We start from the raw sequence: 16,904 nt of genomic DNA on the forward strand, positions 1-16,904 counted from the left end.
CGTGGCCAGAGTCCGGTTGAGCGTGGAGGAACGGCGCGCGGAGATCCTGCGCGTCGCCGTCGAGCAGATCGAAGCCCGTGGCGTCAGCGGCGTGCGCATCGCGGACGTCGCCTCGGCGCTCGGAGTCAGCAGTTCCCTGGTGCTCTACCACTTCTCCACCAAGGAACTGCTCGTCGCCGAGGCCTTCGCCCACGCCGCCGAGGGAGACCTCGCCCACCTGCGCAGGCTGCTGGACAAGCCCCGTACCAGCGCCGTGCTCCGGCTGCGCTCGGCCGTGCGCTGGTACGCGCCGACCGGGCAGGCGAAGGGCTGGCGGCTCTGGATCGAGGGCTGGGCGGCCGCGCTGCGCGAACCCGCCCTGAGGAAGGTCGCCCACGACCTCGACCAGCAGTGGAAGGCCGCGATCGCCGACGTCGTCGCGCAGGGCGTGGCGGCCGGCGAGTTCGTCTGCGACCGCCCCGAGGACGTGGCCTGGCGTCTGACCGCGCTGCTCGACGGACTGGCCGTGCAGATGACCTCGTACAAGGGTCCGCTCAGCCGCGCCACGATGCTGGAGTGGGTGGACGACGCCCTCGTGACCGAACTGGGCATCGACCACGAGACGCTGACGACCGGTCGATAGGGCCGCCTCTCCCCCACCGGCCGTGCGGCGCGGTCCTTCTGCCGCAACCATTGACGCGCTCGTCAGTGTTGCCGCATCCTCTCGGGCCATGGAGAGACAGAGCGGAACGCGTCTGATCGAATCCGATGTCGTCGTCGTGGGCGGAGGGTACGCCGGGCTGGCCGCGGCACTCCGGCTCCACGACAACGCCGTCGACTTCACCCTGGTCGAAGCCTCCGACCGGGTCGGCGGACGGGTCCTGACCGAGATCCGACCGGGCTGCGGCCCCATCGACCACGGCGGCCAATGGGTCGGCCCCACACAGACCCGCCTCGTCGAACTCGCCGCACGCTTCGGCTGTCCCACCTTCCCGACCTGGGAGAAGGGCAGCCACATCGAGGTCTGGCACGACGGCGCGAGGGTCCCCTACACCGGCGCCGCGCCCGCCGACGGGCCCGGCACGGCCGAGTACGTCCGGATCACCGGGCTCCTCGACGAGTTCGCCCGCACCGTGGACACCGTCCGGCCGTGGCGCACGGCCCGCTTCGCGGAATGGGACGCACGGACGGCACGGTCCTTCTTCCGGTCCGAAACCGACGACGCGGACGCCCTGCGCCGCCTGGCCCTCGCCGTCCAGGGGCTGTGGTGCGCGGAGCCCGACGAGATCTCGCTCTTCCACGTGCTCTTCTACATCGCCGCGGCCGGCGGCTTCGAGCAGCTGATGGAGACCCGCGGCTGCGCCCAGGACAGCCGGTTCGTCACGGGCGCCGCCGGCCCGGCCCGCGCGGTCGCGGCCCTGCTCGGCGACCGCGTCCGCCTCGGCGAGCAGGCGCTCGCGATCGCGTACGACGCCGACGGCGTCCGCGTCCGCACCCCGGCCACCTCGCTCCGGGCTCGCCGGGCGATCGTGGCCCTGCCCCCGCACGCCGTACGGGCCATGGGCTTCGCGCCACCCCTGCCCGCCGCCCGGGACGGCTGGCTGTCGCACAGTCCGATGGGACGCGTCGCCAAGGTCCACACGGTCTACGACACCCCGTTCTGGCGCGAGGAGGGACTGTCCGGAGTGGCGACCCTGTACGACGACGGGCCGGTCGGCGTCGTGTTCGACAACTCCCCGGAGGACGGCTCGCACGGCGTTCTCGTCGGATTCGTGTACGGCGACCGCCTGGACGGCTTCGCCGCCCTGGACGGGGCCGGCCGCAGGGCGGCCGTACTGGACGGCCTCGTCTCCGTCGCGGGCCCCCGGGCCGGACGGCCGCGCGACTACACGGAGAAGATCTGGTCCGAGGACCCCTTCGCCCGGGGCGGATACGAGGCCTACACGACGCCCGGCGGATGGAGCGGGCACGGCGAACGCGGCTGGCGGGAGCCGACCGGCCCCCTGCACTGGGCGGGGACGGAGACCGCTTCGGAGTGGAACGGCTACATCGACGGCGCGGTGTCGTCGGGATACCGGGCCGCCGACGAAGTCCTCGCCGTCCTGGGCGGGGCGGACAGGGCGGGCGGGGCGACGCGATGACGGCGATCCGGCGGGCGCAGGACGACGACGCCCGGGCCGTGGCGGATCGGGCGCGCCTGGTGGTGCGGTCGGCGGCGGTCAGCCAGCGCGAGTTCGCCGCCCGCGTCGGCATGGAGCCCACCGCGCTGTCCAAGGCCCTCAACGGCGGCCGCCGCCTCGCGGACCGCGAACTCGCCGCCATCGCGCGGATCGGGAAGGTGTCCCTGCGGTACCTGCGGACCGGGGAGGGCCGGCCGCCCACCGCCCCGGACGACCCGGTGCCGCCCGAGGCGCGACGCCGCGCCGACGCCGTCGACGCGGAGGTCCGTCGGGCCCAGATCCTCGAGGAGACCGCGCGGCTCATCGCCCGCCGCGGCTTCCACCAGGTCCGGGTCGCGGACATCGCCCGCGCCTGCGGAACCAGCACGGGCACGATCCACTACCACTTCCCCACGAAGGGCGACGCGCTGCGCGCCGCCCTGCACCACTACGCCGAGCGGCTCCACCGGCGGCTCGAAGCCGAGTTCCGGGACGCGGACGGGCCGGTCGAGAAGCTGCGGCGGCTGATCGACGTCCAGCTGATCAGCGGCGAGGACGACAACGACGAATGGTCGGTGTGGGTGCAGTCGTGGAACGAGGCGATCCTCGACCCCGCGCTGCGGGAGGGCCAGCGCGAGATCTACGCCCGCTGGCGGCGGACCGTGCTCGACCTGGTGCGCGCCTGCCAGTACGAGGGGATGGCCGGGGACGCCGATCCGGAGGCGCTGACCAGCCGGTTCACCGCTCTCGCGGACGGCCTGGCCATCCAGGTGCTGGCGGGGAACGGGGAGATGTCCCCGGCCCGGATGCGGGACCTGCTCCTCGACGCGTTCGAACCGCACATCACGCTCCGCTGACGGGGCGCGGCGGCCCTCTTCCGGCCGCCGCCCGCCGGGCCCGAGAAAGGACGTTCCATGACGACTCGGTTCCCCCACCTGTTCAGCCCGCTGAGGATAGGCGGCGTCACCGTGCCCAACCGGATCCTGTCCTCCGGCCACGACACGGTCCTGGCCGAGGACGGCGCGGTGACCGACGACCTGATCGCCTATCACGAGGCCCGCGCCGCGGGCGGCGTCGGCCTGATCGTGCTCCAGGTCTCCGGCGTGCACGAGTCCGCCCGCTACACCACGCACGTGCTGATGGCCACGGACGACGCGTGCGTCCCCGGCTACGCCCGGCTCGCGGCGGCGGTGCACCGGCACGGTACGAAGGTCTTCGGCCAGCTGTTCCACCCCGGCCGGGAGATCCTGGAGTCCGGGGACGGCACCGCGCCGGTGGCGTGGGCGCCCTCGGCCACGCCGAGCGAGCGCTTCCACGTCATGCCGCGCGCCATGACCGAGGCGGAGATCCACGAGGTCGTCGACGGTTACGGACAAGCGGCGCGCCGACTGCGCGAGGCCGGACTCGACGGCGTGGAGGTCGTCGCCAGCCACGGCTACCTGCCGGCGCAGTTCCTCAGCCCCCACGTCAACGTCCGGACCGACGGCTGGGGCGGCGACCGCGAGGGGCGGCTGCGGTTCCTGCGCGAGGCGCTGCGCAGCGCCCGGGCGGAGGCCCGGCCGGGCTTCGCCGTCGGCCTGCGCGTCTCGGGCGACGAACTCAGCCACGACGGCCTGGACACCGAGCTGGTCCTGGAGACCGTCGCCCGGCTCGACGCCGAAGGCCTCCTCGACTACGTCTCGGTGTGCGCGGGCAGCTCGTCCAGCCTGTCCGGGGCCGAGCACATCGCTCCGCCCATGTTCCGGCCCGCCGGTTACACCGCCCCGCTCGCCGCGAAGGTACGCGCGGTGGTCGGCGTCCCGGTGATGGTGGCCGGCCGGATCAACCAGCCGCAGGAGGCCGAGCAGATCCTCGCGGACGGGCAGGCCGACGCCTGCGCGATGACCAGGGCGCTGATCTGCGACCCGGACCTGCCGGCCAAGACCGCCGAAGGCCGTGCCGAGGAGATCCGTGCGTGCGTCGGCTGCAACCAGGCCTGCATCGGCCACTTCCAGCTCGGCCATCCCGTCTCTTGCATCCAGCACCCGGAGACGGGGCGGGAGCGTCGCTTCGGGGTTCTGCCGCTCGTGTCACGGCGCAAGAAGGTGTTCGTGGTCGGCGGCGGCCCGGCCGGCCTGAAGGCCGCGGCCGTGGCGGCCGCACGCGGTCACGACGTGGAACTGCACGAGGCGGGCCGGCGTGTGGGCGGCCAGGTGCTCCTTGCCGAACGGCTCCCGGGGCGGGCCGAGTTCGGAGGCGTGGTCACCAACCTGGAGGGCGAGGCGCACCGCGCCGGAGTCCGCGTCGTGACGGGCTCGCGGATCGACGCCCCGGACCTCGCCGCCGCGGCCCCGGACGCCGTGGTCCTCGCGACCGGGGCCCGGCCCCGCCGACCGCGCATGGAGCTGATGGACGACCCGGTGGTGCTGGACGCCTGGTCGGTGATCCGCGGCGACGCCGAGATCCCGCGCGGCCGCCGGGGACGGATCGTGGTGGCGGACTGGCGCGGCGACTGGATCGGCCTCGGCACCGCCCTCCTCCTGGCCGGCCAGGGCCGGAAGGTGACCCTCTGCGTGACCGGCTTCGCGGCCGGCGAGCACCTGCAGCAGTACGTACGCGCCGCCATGCTGGCCCAGGCCGTGCGCGCCCGGATCGAGATCGTTCCCAACGTCCGGCTCCACGGCGCGGACGACGACACCGTCTACCTCCAGCACACCCTGACCGAGGACCCGGTGGTGCTGGAGGGCGCGGCCGGAGTCGTACTGGCCCAGGGCCACCTCCCGGTCACCGACCTCGACCCGCTCGCCCTGGGCGTCGCGCCCGACCGTGTCTTCGCGGTGGGCGACCGCGTCAGCCCGCGCACGGTGGAGGAGGCGGTACTGGAGGGCCTGACGGTGGCGTCCGGGCTGTAGACGTGGCGACTCCGCCGCCGCCGAAGGATCCGCGCATCGTTCACCCCTGAGCTCTTCGCCCGCCGCCGGCCCCGCCGCCGCGCGACCTGCACCCGCCCGCACGGCGTGAGGCACCTGTCCGCCGCCTACCGAGATCCGGACCATGCCGGAAGGACACGGTCGGCCGCTCGTTCAGTGCCGCGGGAACGCCAGTGCCGTCGGAGCCGGCCCCAGCGTCGTCGTGCCGGGGGGCGACCGATGGCCCAGCCCCGTACGGTACGCGTCCAGCGCGGCCTCGGTGCGGCCGCCGCGGCGCAGAAGGTCGCCCAGCAGACGGCACAGATCGGCGAGGTCGCCGCTCGCGCCGCTGCGCTCCAGCAGTCCGAGCGCCATGACGTAGTGCTCCTCGGCGGTCTCGGTGTCCCCCCGCTCCTCGGCGATCAGCCCGAGCAGCCTGTGCGCACCCCCCGCGTGCACCGCGCCGTGCCGGTCACCCAGCTCAAGAAATGCGGAGAGCAGATCCGACGCCTCGCCGTGCCGTCCGAGCCGCCGGAGGACATCGGCCAACTCCACCTCCACCTGCGCGGTGAACAGAGTCGCGCGTCTGGCGCTCAGCATGTCCCGGGCGGCCCGCAGCTCCTTTTCGGCTGAAGCCAGTTCGCCCTTCTGGGCCTGGACGTAGCCGCGCATCCAGTGGCAGTGCGCGAGATCGGTGCACAGGCTCAGCTGCTGGTAGACGGCCTGCGCCTTGGCCAGTGAGGCGTCGGCGTCGGCCGTGCGCCCCTCGGCGAGGAAGGTGCGGGCCACCTGCCGGTGCATGCCCGCCACCAGTGCCGGATCGTCGACCTGCGGAGCCAGCGCCAGGGCGAGCTCGGCCGCGTGCGCGGCACGGGCGTGTGCACCCATGTCGATGTACGGGCCGATCACGGCCGCGTACAGGATGACCAGCGCCTCGGGGTCGGCCAGGCCGCTCGCGCCGAGCTCGTCGATGGTGGATTCGAGGAGGTAGCAGGCGTAACGCAGCTCCCCCGCCAGGAGGTGTGCGACGGCACGGCCCCGGATCGCGCGTGCGCGGCGGGGCAGCGGCTCCTCGGCGAGGAGCCGCTCGGCGGCCTGGAAGTGACGTCCCGCGTCGACCAGTTCACCGGTCTCCAGGGCACAGTCGCCGAGCCCGAGCAGCGCCTCGGCCTGCTCGGGAACGAGTCCGAGGTGTTCCGCATCGGCGAGGAGCCGGCGGTAGCGCACGGCGGCCTCGTCAGCCGTCCCGGTGGCCAGCTGCTGGTGGGCGTCGGAGAGGGCGAGCCGCAGCTCGGTGGCGAGGTGCGCGGGGCGGCCGGTGGCCAGTTCTTCGTACGACGTACCGAGCCGCTCCGCGAGGAAGCGCAGTGCGGTCTCCGAGGGCCTGACCTTGCCCGACTCCAGCGTCGAGACGTACGCGGGGGTGTACGAAGGCTCGGCCAACTGCCGCTGCGTCAGACCGCGTTGAGTGCGCAGGCGCTGTACTCGGTGGCCGATCGTGATCGGATCGTCCATGTGGACCCCCTGGTTCGTGAACTCCCCAGTATCCAGAAGCGGTAGGCATTGCGCACCCCTCGCCCTCCCTCTAGGTTAAGCAACTTGTTCAGCCCATTTACTGACGCGGTTAACTCGCCTGACAGGGGACTGATTTCATGCGTTCAGCACGACGCGGAGCCATGGCGGCAGGAGCGGCCCTCGCCCTCGCGGCCGTACTCGCCGCCGCACCCGGCAGCGCCGCCGCGGATCCGACGGCACCCCCCACGGCCGAGGTCGAGGTCGAGGTACCCGGGCCGGAACACGGGAAGCTCGCCGGATCCGGCCACACGCGTGTGCCACCGGAGGGCCGGAACCGGCCGGCCTCCCGCCTGACGGCGACCGAGGCGGTCGCCGACGGCGAGGTGGCCGAGGTGGTCGACAACGGCCCCGTCGCCGACCGGCTCGACATCGTGGTCGTCGGAGACGGCTACACCGTCGCCGAACTGCCCCGCTTCCACGCCGACGCCCAGCAGAAATGGGCCGAGCTGACGGCCGTCGAGCCGTACACCACCTACCGCAACCTCTTCAACGTCTGGACCGTCGACGCCGTCTCGAACCAGTCCGGCGTCTCCGGCGACCCCTCTCCCGACACCCTCCGTGACACGGCCCTCGGCTCGTACTTCTGGTGCGACGGCATCGAGCGGCTGCTCTGCGTCGACCAGGACAAGGTCGACGGATACGTGGCGAAGGCTCCCGAGGCCGACCTGGTGCTCGTCCTCGCCAACAGCACCAAGTACGGCGGCGCGGGCTACAACGAGCCCAGCAAGACCCTCGGCTACGAGGGCATATCGACGGCCTCGGCGGGCAACGAGAAATCCGGCCAGGTCGCGATCCACGAAACCGGCCACTCCCTGGGCAAGCTCGCCGACGAGTACTTCTACCCCCACTACCCCGGCTACGAGCGCTACGTGGGCCCCGAGCCCGCCGACTCCAACATCACGACCCTCACCGCCGACGACATGGCCGACCGGGGCGCCAAGTGGCACCGCTGGCTCGGTGAGGAGTCTCCCGACGGCGGCGCCGTCGGCGCGTACGAGGGCGGCGGCTACTACGTCACCGGACTGCGGCGTCCCACCGAGAACTCCATGATGCGCTCCCTCGGCAAGCCCTTCAATCTGCCCGGAGTGGAGGCGATGATCGCCGGCTTCTACCGCGAGGCGCGCATCGCCTCCCCCGTCACGCCCACCGATCGCACCCTCCGCAGGGGCGACACCGCCGAAGCCCTCGTACCCCGGCTGACGGGGGCGGACGGGCGTCAACTCACGATCCGCTGGTACCTGGACGGGCGGGAGGTGAAGTCCCTCGCGGGCCGCACCGACGTACGGGTGTCCGACCCGGCCCTGCGGCTGCTCGACCTTCGGACGCACACGCTGTCCCTCACCGCCGAGGACCGTACGCCCTCGGTGCGGGACCGCGCCGTCGCCCGGACGATGAGGTCCACGGTCAGCTGGTCGGTCCGGCTCTGAGGGCTCCGGCGGGCATGCGTCGCGGTTCGCGGGCGGTTCGAGGACGCCGTCCGGGAGCGTGACGCAGTGGCGGTCGATGCGGATCGGGCGGTCCGGAGGTGCGGGCCGTCCCGTGGGTGACCACAGTGCGGCCCCCGCACCACATGTCCTGGTGGAAGGCGACGTCCCACGGCGGCACTCCTGCCCGCGGTCGAGCCCGCCTCCCCACCGAGTGAGGTGGCCGACACCAGGATCCGGGCCACTCTCGGACCAGCCTCCACCGACAACGACCGTCACGGCCGCTCCCGCGTGGGGCACGGCCGGCGCGGTGCACTCGCCGTGCCCCACGCGGGAGCGGAGCCAGTGCCTGGCGGGCGCCGGCCCGCTGCTCGAGCGTCATCTCATCGAGCTGTCGGCCCGCGCGGCGGGCCGGGGCCCGCCCCCTCGACGACGGGCTTCACACGAGGGCGCCTTCCCTCCGACGACGGCCTCAGCGGCGGCATCCGCTGCCCACCGGCGCTCGTCGAGCGATCGTCCGGTTCACGGGACGGTCCCTCTGAGCACAGCCCGATCCGGACATGCACCGGACGTCCCGCCGCGTCAGACGCTTCCTCCCTTTCGCGATCGCGCGACCGGGATGTCGGACGAGCTCTCGCAGGACCGGGCGGCGGCCCGGCGTCCGGAACGGGAGCCGTATCCGGCAGGCTCCCCTGTCCCTGCGGGTAGGGTCGCTCTGCTGGGAGGACCTGTGCAGAGTGGGAGTCACGTGTGAAGCGGCCGACGATTGCGGACATCGCGCTCCGCGCCGGAGTGTCCAAGGTGGCCGTCTCCTACGCCCTCAACGACCAGCCGGGGGTCTCCGACTCGACCCGTGCGTCGATCAAGGCGATCGCGGAGGAGCTCGGCTGGCGTCCCAACAGCGCCGCGCGGGCTCTCAGCGGTGCTCGCGCCCAGGCGGTCGGGCTCGTCGTGCGGCGGCCGGCCTCCACCCTCGGTACCGAGCCCTTCTTCATGGAGTTCATCAGCGGCATCGAGAGCGTCCTCTCCGACCGCGCGTACGCCCTGATGCTGCAGATGGTCGACAGCGAGGAGCGCGAACTGGAGATCTACCGGCGCTGGTGGGGAGAGCGGCGGGTGGACGGCGTGTTCCTGGTCGACCTGCGCACCGACGACCCGCGCGTGCCGGCGATCGAGGCCCTCGGCCTGCCCGCCGTGGTCATCGGACCGCCGCACACGGCGGGCTCCCTGCCCGCCGTGTGGTCGGACGACGGAGAGAGCGTGCGGGAGGCGGTGCGGTACCTGGCGGCGATCGGCCACCGGCGCATCGCGCGGGTGGCCGGTCCCGAGGGCTTCGCGCACACCGTCGTCCGGGACGCCGCCCTCCGCGAGGGCTGCGCGGAGGCAGGGCTGCCCGAGCCCGAGATCGTTCATACCGACTACACCGGCGACGAGGGAGCCCGCGCCGCCCGCCGGTTGCTCATCGCCGCCGAGCGCCCCACGGCGGTGATCTTCGACAACGACATCATGGCGGTGGCCGCGTTGTCCGTGGCCCAGGAGATCGGTCTCTCGATCCCCCGCGAGCTGTCCGTCGTGGCCTGGGACGAATCGCCGCTCACCCAGGTCGTCCGGCCCGCGCTGTCCGCTCTCGCCCGGGACATCCCGGCGTACGGAGCCAGCGCGGCACGGACCCTGCTCGCCCTCGTCGCGAACGGGGAGGCCGGGAACGCGGAGGAGGAGTACGCCCGGTTCGTACCACGGGGCAGTACCTCCGCTCCGTCGGCCTGAGCCGCCCCGCGGGCACCGCGCCCGCTACTTCGTGGCCCCTTGCGCGAAACCGTTGTAGATCCACCGCTGGAGCAGCAGGAACACGACGAGCGTCGGCAGGATGACGAGGATCGCGCCCGCCGAGATGGCCTCCCAGTGCGCACCGAAGGGGCCCTTGAAGCGGAACAGCGAAGTGGAGATGGTCCCGAGGTCCTCCGAGTGCATGTAGAGGAAGGGGATGTAGAAGTCGTTGTAGGTGGTGATCCCCTTGATGATGACGACGGTGGCGATCGCCGGCTTGAGGAGCGGAAGAATGATCTTCCGGTAGATCGTGAACGCGTTGGCGCCGTCGAGGCGGGCGGCCTCGTCCAGCGAGCGGGGGATGGAGCGGATGAACTGCAGGAAGACGTACACCGAGACGATGTCCGTGCCCATGTAGAGGAGGATCGGGGCCCAGCGGGTGTCCACCAGGCCGAAGCTGTTGACGACCTGGAAGGTCGCGACCTGAGTGGTGACGCCCGGTACGAGGGTGGCGACGAGGAAGAGCGCCATGACGAGCTTCTTCGCCCGGAAGTCGAAGCGGTCGACCGCGTAGGCCGTCATCGAGCCGATGATCACGGTGCCGCCGACCGAGAAGACGAGGATGAAGGCGGTGTTGCCGAAGGCCGCGAGCATGTGGCCGTCGGTGAACGCCGTGGCGTAGTTCCGGAAGTTCAGCCAGTCCCCCGGCAAGGAGAGCGCGCCGCCGTCGGAGACCTCCTCGGACGTCTTGAGCGAGGTGAGGAAGACGACAGCCAGTGGCAGCAGGACCACCACCGTCGCGGCGAGCAGGGACAGGTAGGTCAGCGCGGTCCCGACCGGCAAGCGGCGGCGCGTCGTCGGGGCGGGGGTCATACGAGGTCCACCTTGTCGTCGGGCACGAGCCGGCGCTGGAGCCAGGTGATCAGCAGGATGATCGCGAGCAGCACCACGGCCGCTGCCGAGGCCAGGCCGGTCTTGTTGAACTGGAAGGCGAGCTTGACCGTCTGGATGACGAAGGTCGACGTGCCGGTCGCGCCGCCGGTCATGATGTAGGGGATCTCGAACACGGACAGGGAGCCGGAGACCGCCAGGATGACGCTGAGGCTGAGGACGGGCTTGATGCTCGGGGCGATGATGTGGCGGAACTGCTTCCATTTGCCCGCACCGTCCAGTTGGGCCGCCTCGTAGAGCTCTCCGGGGATGGACTGGATGGCGCCGAGGAAGAGGACGAAGTTCAGCCCCGTGAAACGCCAGACCGACACGCCCGCCAGGGACACGTTGGCAGAGGTGGGATCGCCGAGCCAGGGATGATCGGTGGTCACACCGAGCCGGGCCAGTACGGAGTCGAGGGTCCCGCCGTCCTGGAAGAAGTAGAGGAAGACGAAGCCGATCGCGACGCCGTTGATGAGGTAGGGGAAGAAGAGGATCCCCTTGAAGAAGTTGCGGAACCTGAGATCGAAGCTCAGGACCGTGGCGAAGTAGAGGGCGACTCCGATCTGGAGGACGGACGCGGCGAGGTAGTAGCCGCTGACGAAGAAGACCCGGAAGAGCTCGGGGCGGGTGAAGATCTGGACGTAGTTCTCCACCCCCGTGAACTCGCGGTCGGGGCTCACTCCGTCCCAGTCGGTGAAGCTGTAGGAGATCATGCTCGCCACGGGCACGTAGGTGAACGTGATCAGCAGCGCCAGCGGCACCGCCAGGAAGAACCACGGGGTGATGCGCCGGAGCGGGGAGTCGCGCCAGGAGCGTCCCCGGGTGCTCGTGGCGCCCGGGAGTTTCCGGGCCGCGACGGCGACCGGGCCCGCCGGGCGGTCGTCCCGGGTCGTCTGACGCGGCCTCCGCGTCGGCTCGGTCCGGGAGGGGGCAGGAGGTGTGTCGGTCATGTCGGCCTTTCGTGTCCGCGGCTGCGGGAGATCGGGGCCCGGCCGGTGTCGTACGGCCGGGCCCCGCTCCGCCGGTGTCAGGAACCGGCGGTCTTCGCCGCCTCGTCCCACCTCTTGTCCAGGTCGGCGAAGAAGTCCTGGAGGCTGCCCTCCTGCGCTCCGCGGGCGGTGTCGATGAGCTTCTGCCGGTAGTCGGGCTTGTTCAGGCCGATTTCGGCTGCGTTGTCGATGTCGTTGACCAGGGCCGTCCTGGCCTCGGAGCGCTCCACGAAGGTGACATCGTTGTCAACGAAGTCCTTGAGGGTCGCCGGCATCGGAGCCGACTTCACCGCCGGCACCGCGCCCTCCTGCTCCGAGTAGCCGGACTTCTCCGTGAACCAGTCGATCCAGGCGCGCGCGGCCGGCTTGTTCTCGGAGTAGGCGCTGACGGCCTGCTGGTAGTCGGAGACCAGGGTGGCGCAGAACTTGCCGCCCTTCTGGGCGGGGAAGGGCATGAAGCCGATGTCCGCCGGCGAGCCGCCGGCCTCCTTCGCCGCGCCCTGCATCTGCGTGATCGACCAGGAGCCGAGCATCATCGTGCCGACCTTGCCCTCGGCGAGCATCGCCTTGGAGCTCTCCCAGTTCGTGGTGGTCGGGTCCTTCTCGGCGAGACCCTGCTTCACGATGTCGTGGACCAGCGTGTCGATGGCGTGGAGCTCTCCCCCGGCCTTCCACGGCGACACCGGGCCGGCCAGCTTGTCGGTCGCCTTCGCGTCGCAGGTCACGGAGCCCACGTTGGCGGTCCACTGGACCAGCGGCCAGCCGTCCTTGAAGTTCGTGTAGTAGGGAACGGCCTCGGTCTTGTCGCCGATGGCCTTCAGGTCCGCGAGGAACTCCTGCGGGGTCTTCGGCCACGCGGCGATCCCGGCCTTCTTCCACACGGCCTTGTTGTAGACGAAGCCGTTGGCGGTGCCGAACTGGGCGATGCCGTAGACCTTGCCGGCCACCTCGGTCTTGTCGCTGAAGCGGTACTTCTCCGCGAGTTCGGCGGTCGGCCCGAGGGGGGCGAAGAACTTCGGGTAGTCGTTCTTGGCGACCGCCGCGGGGATCATCAGCACGTCACCGTAGGCCTTGGCGTTCATACGGATCTTCACCTCCCCCTCGTAGTCTGTGATCCCCTCGAACTTCACCTTCACCTTGGGGTAGAGCTTGTTGAACTCCGCGGCGTACCGCTTCAGCGTGCCGTTCTGGACGAGGTCGGTCCGCTGGGTGAGGACCTTGATCTCCCCGGAGACCTCGTTCGGGTCGGCGGGCGCCGCCGCGGTCTCGCCCGACGCGGCACCTCCGCCACTGCATCCCGCCACGGTCAGCATCGCGACGGTGAGAAGCGCGCCCGTGAGCGTCTTCGTCTTCCCCATGTGCCCAACTCCTTCAGGGTTACGGCTCAGGTCAAAGTGGGATGTCGGCACTATGACAGGACCGTATGAACCGGTAAAGCTCCGGATTCCCGCACGATGCCCAATCGTTATCGGTGCACCACGAAGACGCCCAATCGCGCCCTCATTCGAGACTCTCCGTACACATTCCATTACGGAAATGAGCTTTACCGGTTCATAGACAGCCGGTGTGCGTACGGCTAGGTTGTCCGGGTCGTATACGCATCCCGCCGCAGTCAGGCGATTGGAGCCGCACACATGAAGGACGTCACCCAGCTGACCGAGGGCTGGAGCCTGCGCCACGAGGGCGCGCTGCTCCCGGCCCGCGTTCCCGGCTGCGTCCACACCGATCTGCTCGCCGCGCAGGTCATACCCGACCCCTTCATCGGCCGGAACGAGACCGAGATCGCTTGGGTCGGCAGGCAAGGGTGGTCCTACGTCACGGAGTTGACCCACGACAGCACGCACGAGCGCACGGAGCTGGTCTTCGACGGACTGGACACCGCCGCGGAGATCGTCCTGGCCGGCGACGTCCTCGGCACGACCCGCAACATGCACCGCGCCCACCGCTTCGACGTCACGGGCCTCACGGGCCGCCTGGAGGTGCGCTTCGGCTCGGCGTACGAGGAGGCGGACCGGGTCCGCGCGCTCACCGGGGAACGGCCCAACGTCTATCCGGAGCCCTTCCAGTACATCCGCAAGATGGCGTGCAGTTTCGGCTGGGACTGGGGGCCCACCGTCGTGACGGCGGGCATGTGGCGCCCGGTGCGCCTGGAGCACTGGTCGACCGCCCGGCTCGCCGAGGTCCGCCCGCTCGTCACGGTCGACGGCGCGACCGGTCACGTCGAGCTCCGGCTCCGGGCGGAGCGCACGGAGCGCGGCACCGGTCGGCCGCTGACCGTCCGAGCCACCGTCCGAGGGGAGGAGGTGGAGACCGAGGGCCAGGTCTCCTTCACCGGCGACGAGGCGGTGCTGCGTCTCGAAGTGGCCGCGCCGCGGATCTGGTGGCCGCGCGGCTACGGGGACCAGCCCCTGTACGAGCTCGAAGTGACCCTGCTCGACGAGGAGGAAGGGCCGCTCGACGCCTGGCGACGCCGGATCGGCTTCCGCAGCGTCGAACTCGACCGGTCCCCCGACGCGCACGGAACCGGCTGCACCTTCGTCGTCAACGGCGTCCGGATCTTCGCGCGCGGGGTCAACTGGATCCCGGACGACGTGCTGCCCTCCCGGATGACGCCGGAGCGCTACCGGACCCGGCTCCGTCAGGCCGCCGAGGCCAACGTCGACCTGGTGCGCGTCTGGGGCGGCGGCATCTACGAGGACGACGCCTTCTACGACGTCTGCGACGAACTCGGACTCATGGTGTGGCAGGACTTCCTGTTCGCCTGCGCCGCCTACCCCGAGGAACAGCCGCTGCGCGGCGAGGTCGAGGCGGAGGCGCGTGACAACGTTGTCCGCCTGATGACGCACCCCAGCCTGGTCCTCTGGAACGGCAACAACGAGAACCTCTGGGGCTTCCGCGACTGGGACTGGGAGGGGCCTCTCGCGGGCGACTCCTGGGGCGAGGGGTACTACCTCGGCGTGCTCCCGCGCATCGTCGCCGAACTGGACCCGACCCGCCCGTACACGGCGGGCAGCCCGTGGTCGGGTTCCTGGGAGCACCACCCCAACGACCCCCGCCACGGAACCCACCACTCCTGGGAGGTGTGGAACCGCCAGGACTACGCCGAGTACCGCGCGAACGTCCCGCGTTTCGTCGCCGAGTTCGGCTGGCAGGCACCCCCCGCCCTCGCGACGCTGCACCGCGCCCTGCCCGGCGAGCACCTCGCCCCGGACTCCCCCGGCATGCTCCACCACCAGAAGGCCGAGGACGGCAACGGCAAACTCGACCGGGGCATCGCCCGGCACTTCCCGCTCCCCGAGGACGACTTCGACCGTTGGCACTACCTGGCGCAGGTGGTGCAGGCGCGGGCCGTGGCGGCGGGCATCGAACACTGGCGGGCCAACTGGCCGGTGTGCGCCGGCACGGTGGTGTGGCAGCTCAACGACTGCTGGCCGGTGAGCTCGTGGGCGGCGATCGACGGCGACGGCCGGCTCAAGCCGCTCTACCACGAACTGCGCCGGGTGTACGCGGACCGGCTGCTGACGCTGCTGCCGGGCGAGGACGGGCCGGTGCTCGCCGTCGACAACCAGTCGGGCGCTTCCTGGCACGCCCAGGTCACCCTGCGGCGGTTCGACGCGGACGGCACCGTCCTGGCGAGGTGCGTGGTCGAGGTCGAGGCCGCGCCGCGCTCGGTCGCCCGGTCGGTGCTCCCGGCGGAACTGCTGCCCGCCCCCGGATCCTCCAAGGAGTTCCTCGTCGCCGACGCCGACGGGCTGCGTGCGGTGCACTTCCCGGTGCCGGACCGGGAGTTCGCCTACCCGCCCGCCCGCTACGACATCCGGCTGGAGGCCGTCCCCCGTGAGGGCACGGCCGTCGACGTGGTGGTGACGGCGCGGACGCTGGTGAGAGACCTCCTCCTCCAGCCCGACCGGCTCGGTCCGGCGGCGAGCGCCGACCGGGGCCTGCTCACGCTGCTCCCCGGCGAAGAGACCAGGATCCGGTTGAGCGGCTGCGGAGACCTCGACCTCGACGGCGTCGAACGGGTCCGCGCGGCCCTGTTCAGCGTGGACCCGGCGTGAGCGCCCGCGCTCCTCGCGTGACCATCAACGACGTCGCCGCGCGGGCCGGCGTGTCGAAGGGCGCCGTCTCCATGGCGTTCAACGACCGCCCGGGGGTGTCGCGGGCGACCCGCGAGCGGATCTTCGAGGTCGCTCGCGAGCTGGGCTGGGCCCCGCACCAGACCGCGCGGAGCCTGTCCGGCCGACGCGCGGGCATCGTGGGCCTGGCCGTCTGCCGCCCGGCCCGGCTGCTCGGTCTGGAACCCTTCTACATGGAGTTCATCTCCGGCATCGAGAGCGTGCTGACGGACCGTTCGTGCTCTCTGCTGCTCCGTCTGGTGCGGGACCTCGACGAGGAGGTCGCCCTGTACGAGGAGTGGTGGCGGAGCAAGACGATCGGCGGGGCCATCCTGGTCGACTTCCACCAGGAGGATCCCCGGATCCCCCCGCTGCGGGCGCTGGGGCTGCCCGCGGTCGCCGTCGGACACCCGTCGCTGACCGGCGGTTTCCCCTCGGTGTGGACGGACGACGCCACGGCGGCCGCAGACGCCGTGCGATACCTGGCGGCGCTCGGCCACCGGCGCATCGCCCGTGTGGGCGGTCCGGCGGGACTCGGGCACAGCGCCATCCGCGCGCGGGCGTTCGAGGCCACGATGGCCGAGCTCGGTCTCGACGGCCGCCGCCAGGTGTCGACCGGCTTCGCCGGCGAGGAGGGTGCACGGGCTACTCGCGGGCTTCTGCTGACGCGGGACCGCCCGACGGCGATCGTGTACGACAACGACATCATGGCCGTCGCGGGGGCCGCCGTGGCGGCCGAGATGGGGCTCGTGGTGCCGGACGACGTGTCGTTGCTGGCCTGGGACGACTCGCAGCTGTGCCGACTCACGCACCCGCCGCTGTCGGCGATGAGCCATGACGTGCACCGCTTCGGCGAGGAGGTCGCGCGTGCCCTGTTCGAGGTGATCGAAGGCACCCGGAGCGAGGCACTCCAGGTGCCGACGCCGTCGCTGACCCCCCGGGGTTCCACGGGCCCGCCCCGTACGCGCGAAGGCGCATGACGAGGGGCCGTACCCCCTGCCGGAGGTACGGCCCCTCGTCCCGACAGTCGTGGGAACGCCCCCGGCCGCCGGTTCCGCGGAGCCTGCGCTTTCGC

General features: G+C 71.7%; 12 protein-coding genes. 8 read left to right on the forward strand and 4 right to left on the reverse strand.

What is annotated here, in order from left to right:
- The first annotated feature begins 1 nt into the window (after position 1).
- The 4 genes from K7G60_RS07170 to K7G60_RS07185 all read left to right on the forward strand — a co-directional run bounded on the left by K7G60_RS07170 (position 2) and on the right by K7G60_RS07185 (position 5,029).
- The gene (locus K7G60_RS07170; RefSeq protein ID WP_225799949.1) at positions 2-622 is read left to right on the forward strand and encodes a TetR/AcrR family transcriptional regulator; all 621 of its coding nucleotides are present in this window, start codon (positions 2-4) and stop codon (positions 620-622) included.
- An 88-nt stretch (positions 623-710) separates the two neighbouring features.
- The gene (locus tag K7G60_RS07175) at positions 711-2,120 is read left to right on the forward strand and encodes an FAD-dependent oxidoreductase (RefSeq protein WP_225799950.1); all 1,410 of its coding nucleotides are present in this window, start codon (positions 711-713) and stop codon (positions 2,118-2,120) included.
- Entirely contained in the window at positions 2,117-2,995 is an 879-nt protein-coding gene (locus K7G60_RS07180; protein WP_225799951.1) for a TetR family transcriptional regulator C-terminal domain-containing protein, read from the forward strand. Before K7G60_RS07175 ends, K7G60_RS07180 begins: the two co-directional genes overlap by 4 nt.
- Positions 2,996-3,052: 57 nt before the next feature.
- The gene (locus K7G60_RS07185; RefSeq protein WP_225799952.1) at positions 3,053-5,029 is read left to right on the forward strand and encodes an FAD-dependent oxidoreductase; all 1,977 of its coding nucleotides are present in this window, start codon (positions 3,053-3,055) and stop codon (positions 5,027-5,029) included.
- Between the two features lie 171 nt (positions 5,030-5,200).
- On the opposite strand, the gene K7G60_RS07190 is transcribed toward K7G60_RS07185, so the two are convergent.
- A complete protein-coding gene (locus tag K7G60_RS07190) occupies positions 5,201-6,541 on the reverse strand; it encodes a helix-turn-helix transcriptional regulator (protein WP_225799953.1) in 1,341 nt (446 codons plus the stop codon).
- A 137-nt stretch (positions 6,542-6,678) separates the two neighbouring features.
- On the opposite strand from K7G60_RS07190, the gene K7G60_RS07195 reads away from it, so the two are divergent.
- Entirely contained in the window at positions 6,679-8,028 is a 1,350-nt protein-coding gene (locus tag K7G60_RS07195; RefSeq protein WP_225799954.1) for a M64 family metallopeptidase, read from the forward strand.
- Between the two features lie 747 nt (positions 8,029-8,775).
- Positions 8,776-9,792 carry a LacI family DNA-binding transcriptional regulator gene (locus K7G60_RS07200; RefSeq protein WP_225799955.1) on the forward strand — a complete coding sequence of 339 codons (1,017 nt, stop codon included), beginning with the start codon at positions 8,776-8,778 and terminating at the stop codon, positions 9,790-9,792.
- A 24-nt stretch (positions 9,793-9,816) separates the two neighbouring features.
- Here the strand turns inward: K7G60_RS07200 and K7G60_RS07205 are convergent, their stop codons facing one another.
- From K7G60_RS07205 to K7G60_RS07215, 3 genes are all read right to left on the reverse strand, one after another.
- On the reverse strand, positions 9,817-10,665 hold the full coding sequence (locus K7G60_RS07205) for a carbohydrate ABC transporter permease (protein ID WP_225799956.1): 849 nt from the start codon (positions 10,663-10,665) through the stop codon (positions 9,817-9,819).
- Positions 10,662-11,675, reverse strand: coding sequence for a carbohydrate ABC transporter permease (locus K7G60_RS07210; protein ID WP_225799957.1), 1,014 nt, complete (start codon positions 11,673-11,675; stop codon positions 10,662-10,664). Before K7G60_RS07210 ends, K7G60_RS07205 begins: the two co-directional genes overlap by 4 nt.
- Positions 11,676-11,752: 77 nt before the next feature.
- Positions 11,753-13,072 (reverse strand): ABC transporter substrate-binding protein, encoded by a 1,320-nt coding sequence (locus K7G60_RS07215; RefSeq protein ID WP_225799958.1) that lies wholly within the window; start codon positions 13,070-13,072, stop codon positions 11,753-11,755.
- A 276-nt stretch (positions 13,073-13,348) separates the two neighbouring features.
- Here K7G60_RS07215 and K7G60_RS07220 point away from each other — a divergent pair, with 276 nt between their 5' ends.
- Complete coding sequence (locus K7G60_RS07220; RefSeq protein ID WP_225799959.1) at positions 13,349-15,772, forward strand: glycoside hydrolase family 2 protein; 2,424 nt, start codon at positions 13,349-13,351, stop codon at positions 15,770-15,772.
- Positions 15,769-16,809, forward strand: coding sequence for a LacI family DNA-binding transcriptional regulator (locus K7G60_RS07225; protein ID WP_225799960.1), 1,041 nt, complete (start codon positions 15,769-15,771; stop codon positions 16,807-16,809). Before K7G60_RS07220 ends, K7G60_RS07225 begins: the two co-directional genes overlap by 4 nt.
- Positions 16,810-16,904 lie beyond the last annotated feature (95 nt).

Source organism: Streptomyces sp. NK15101, assembly GCF_020400725.1.
GTDB lineage: Bacteria > Actinomycetota > Actinomycetes > Streptomycetales > Streptomycetaceae > Streptomyces.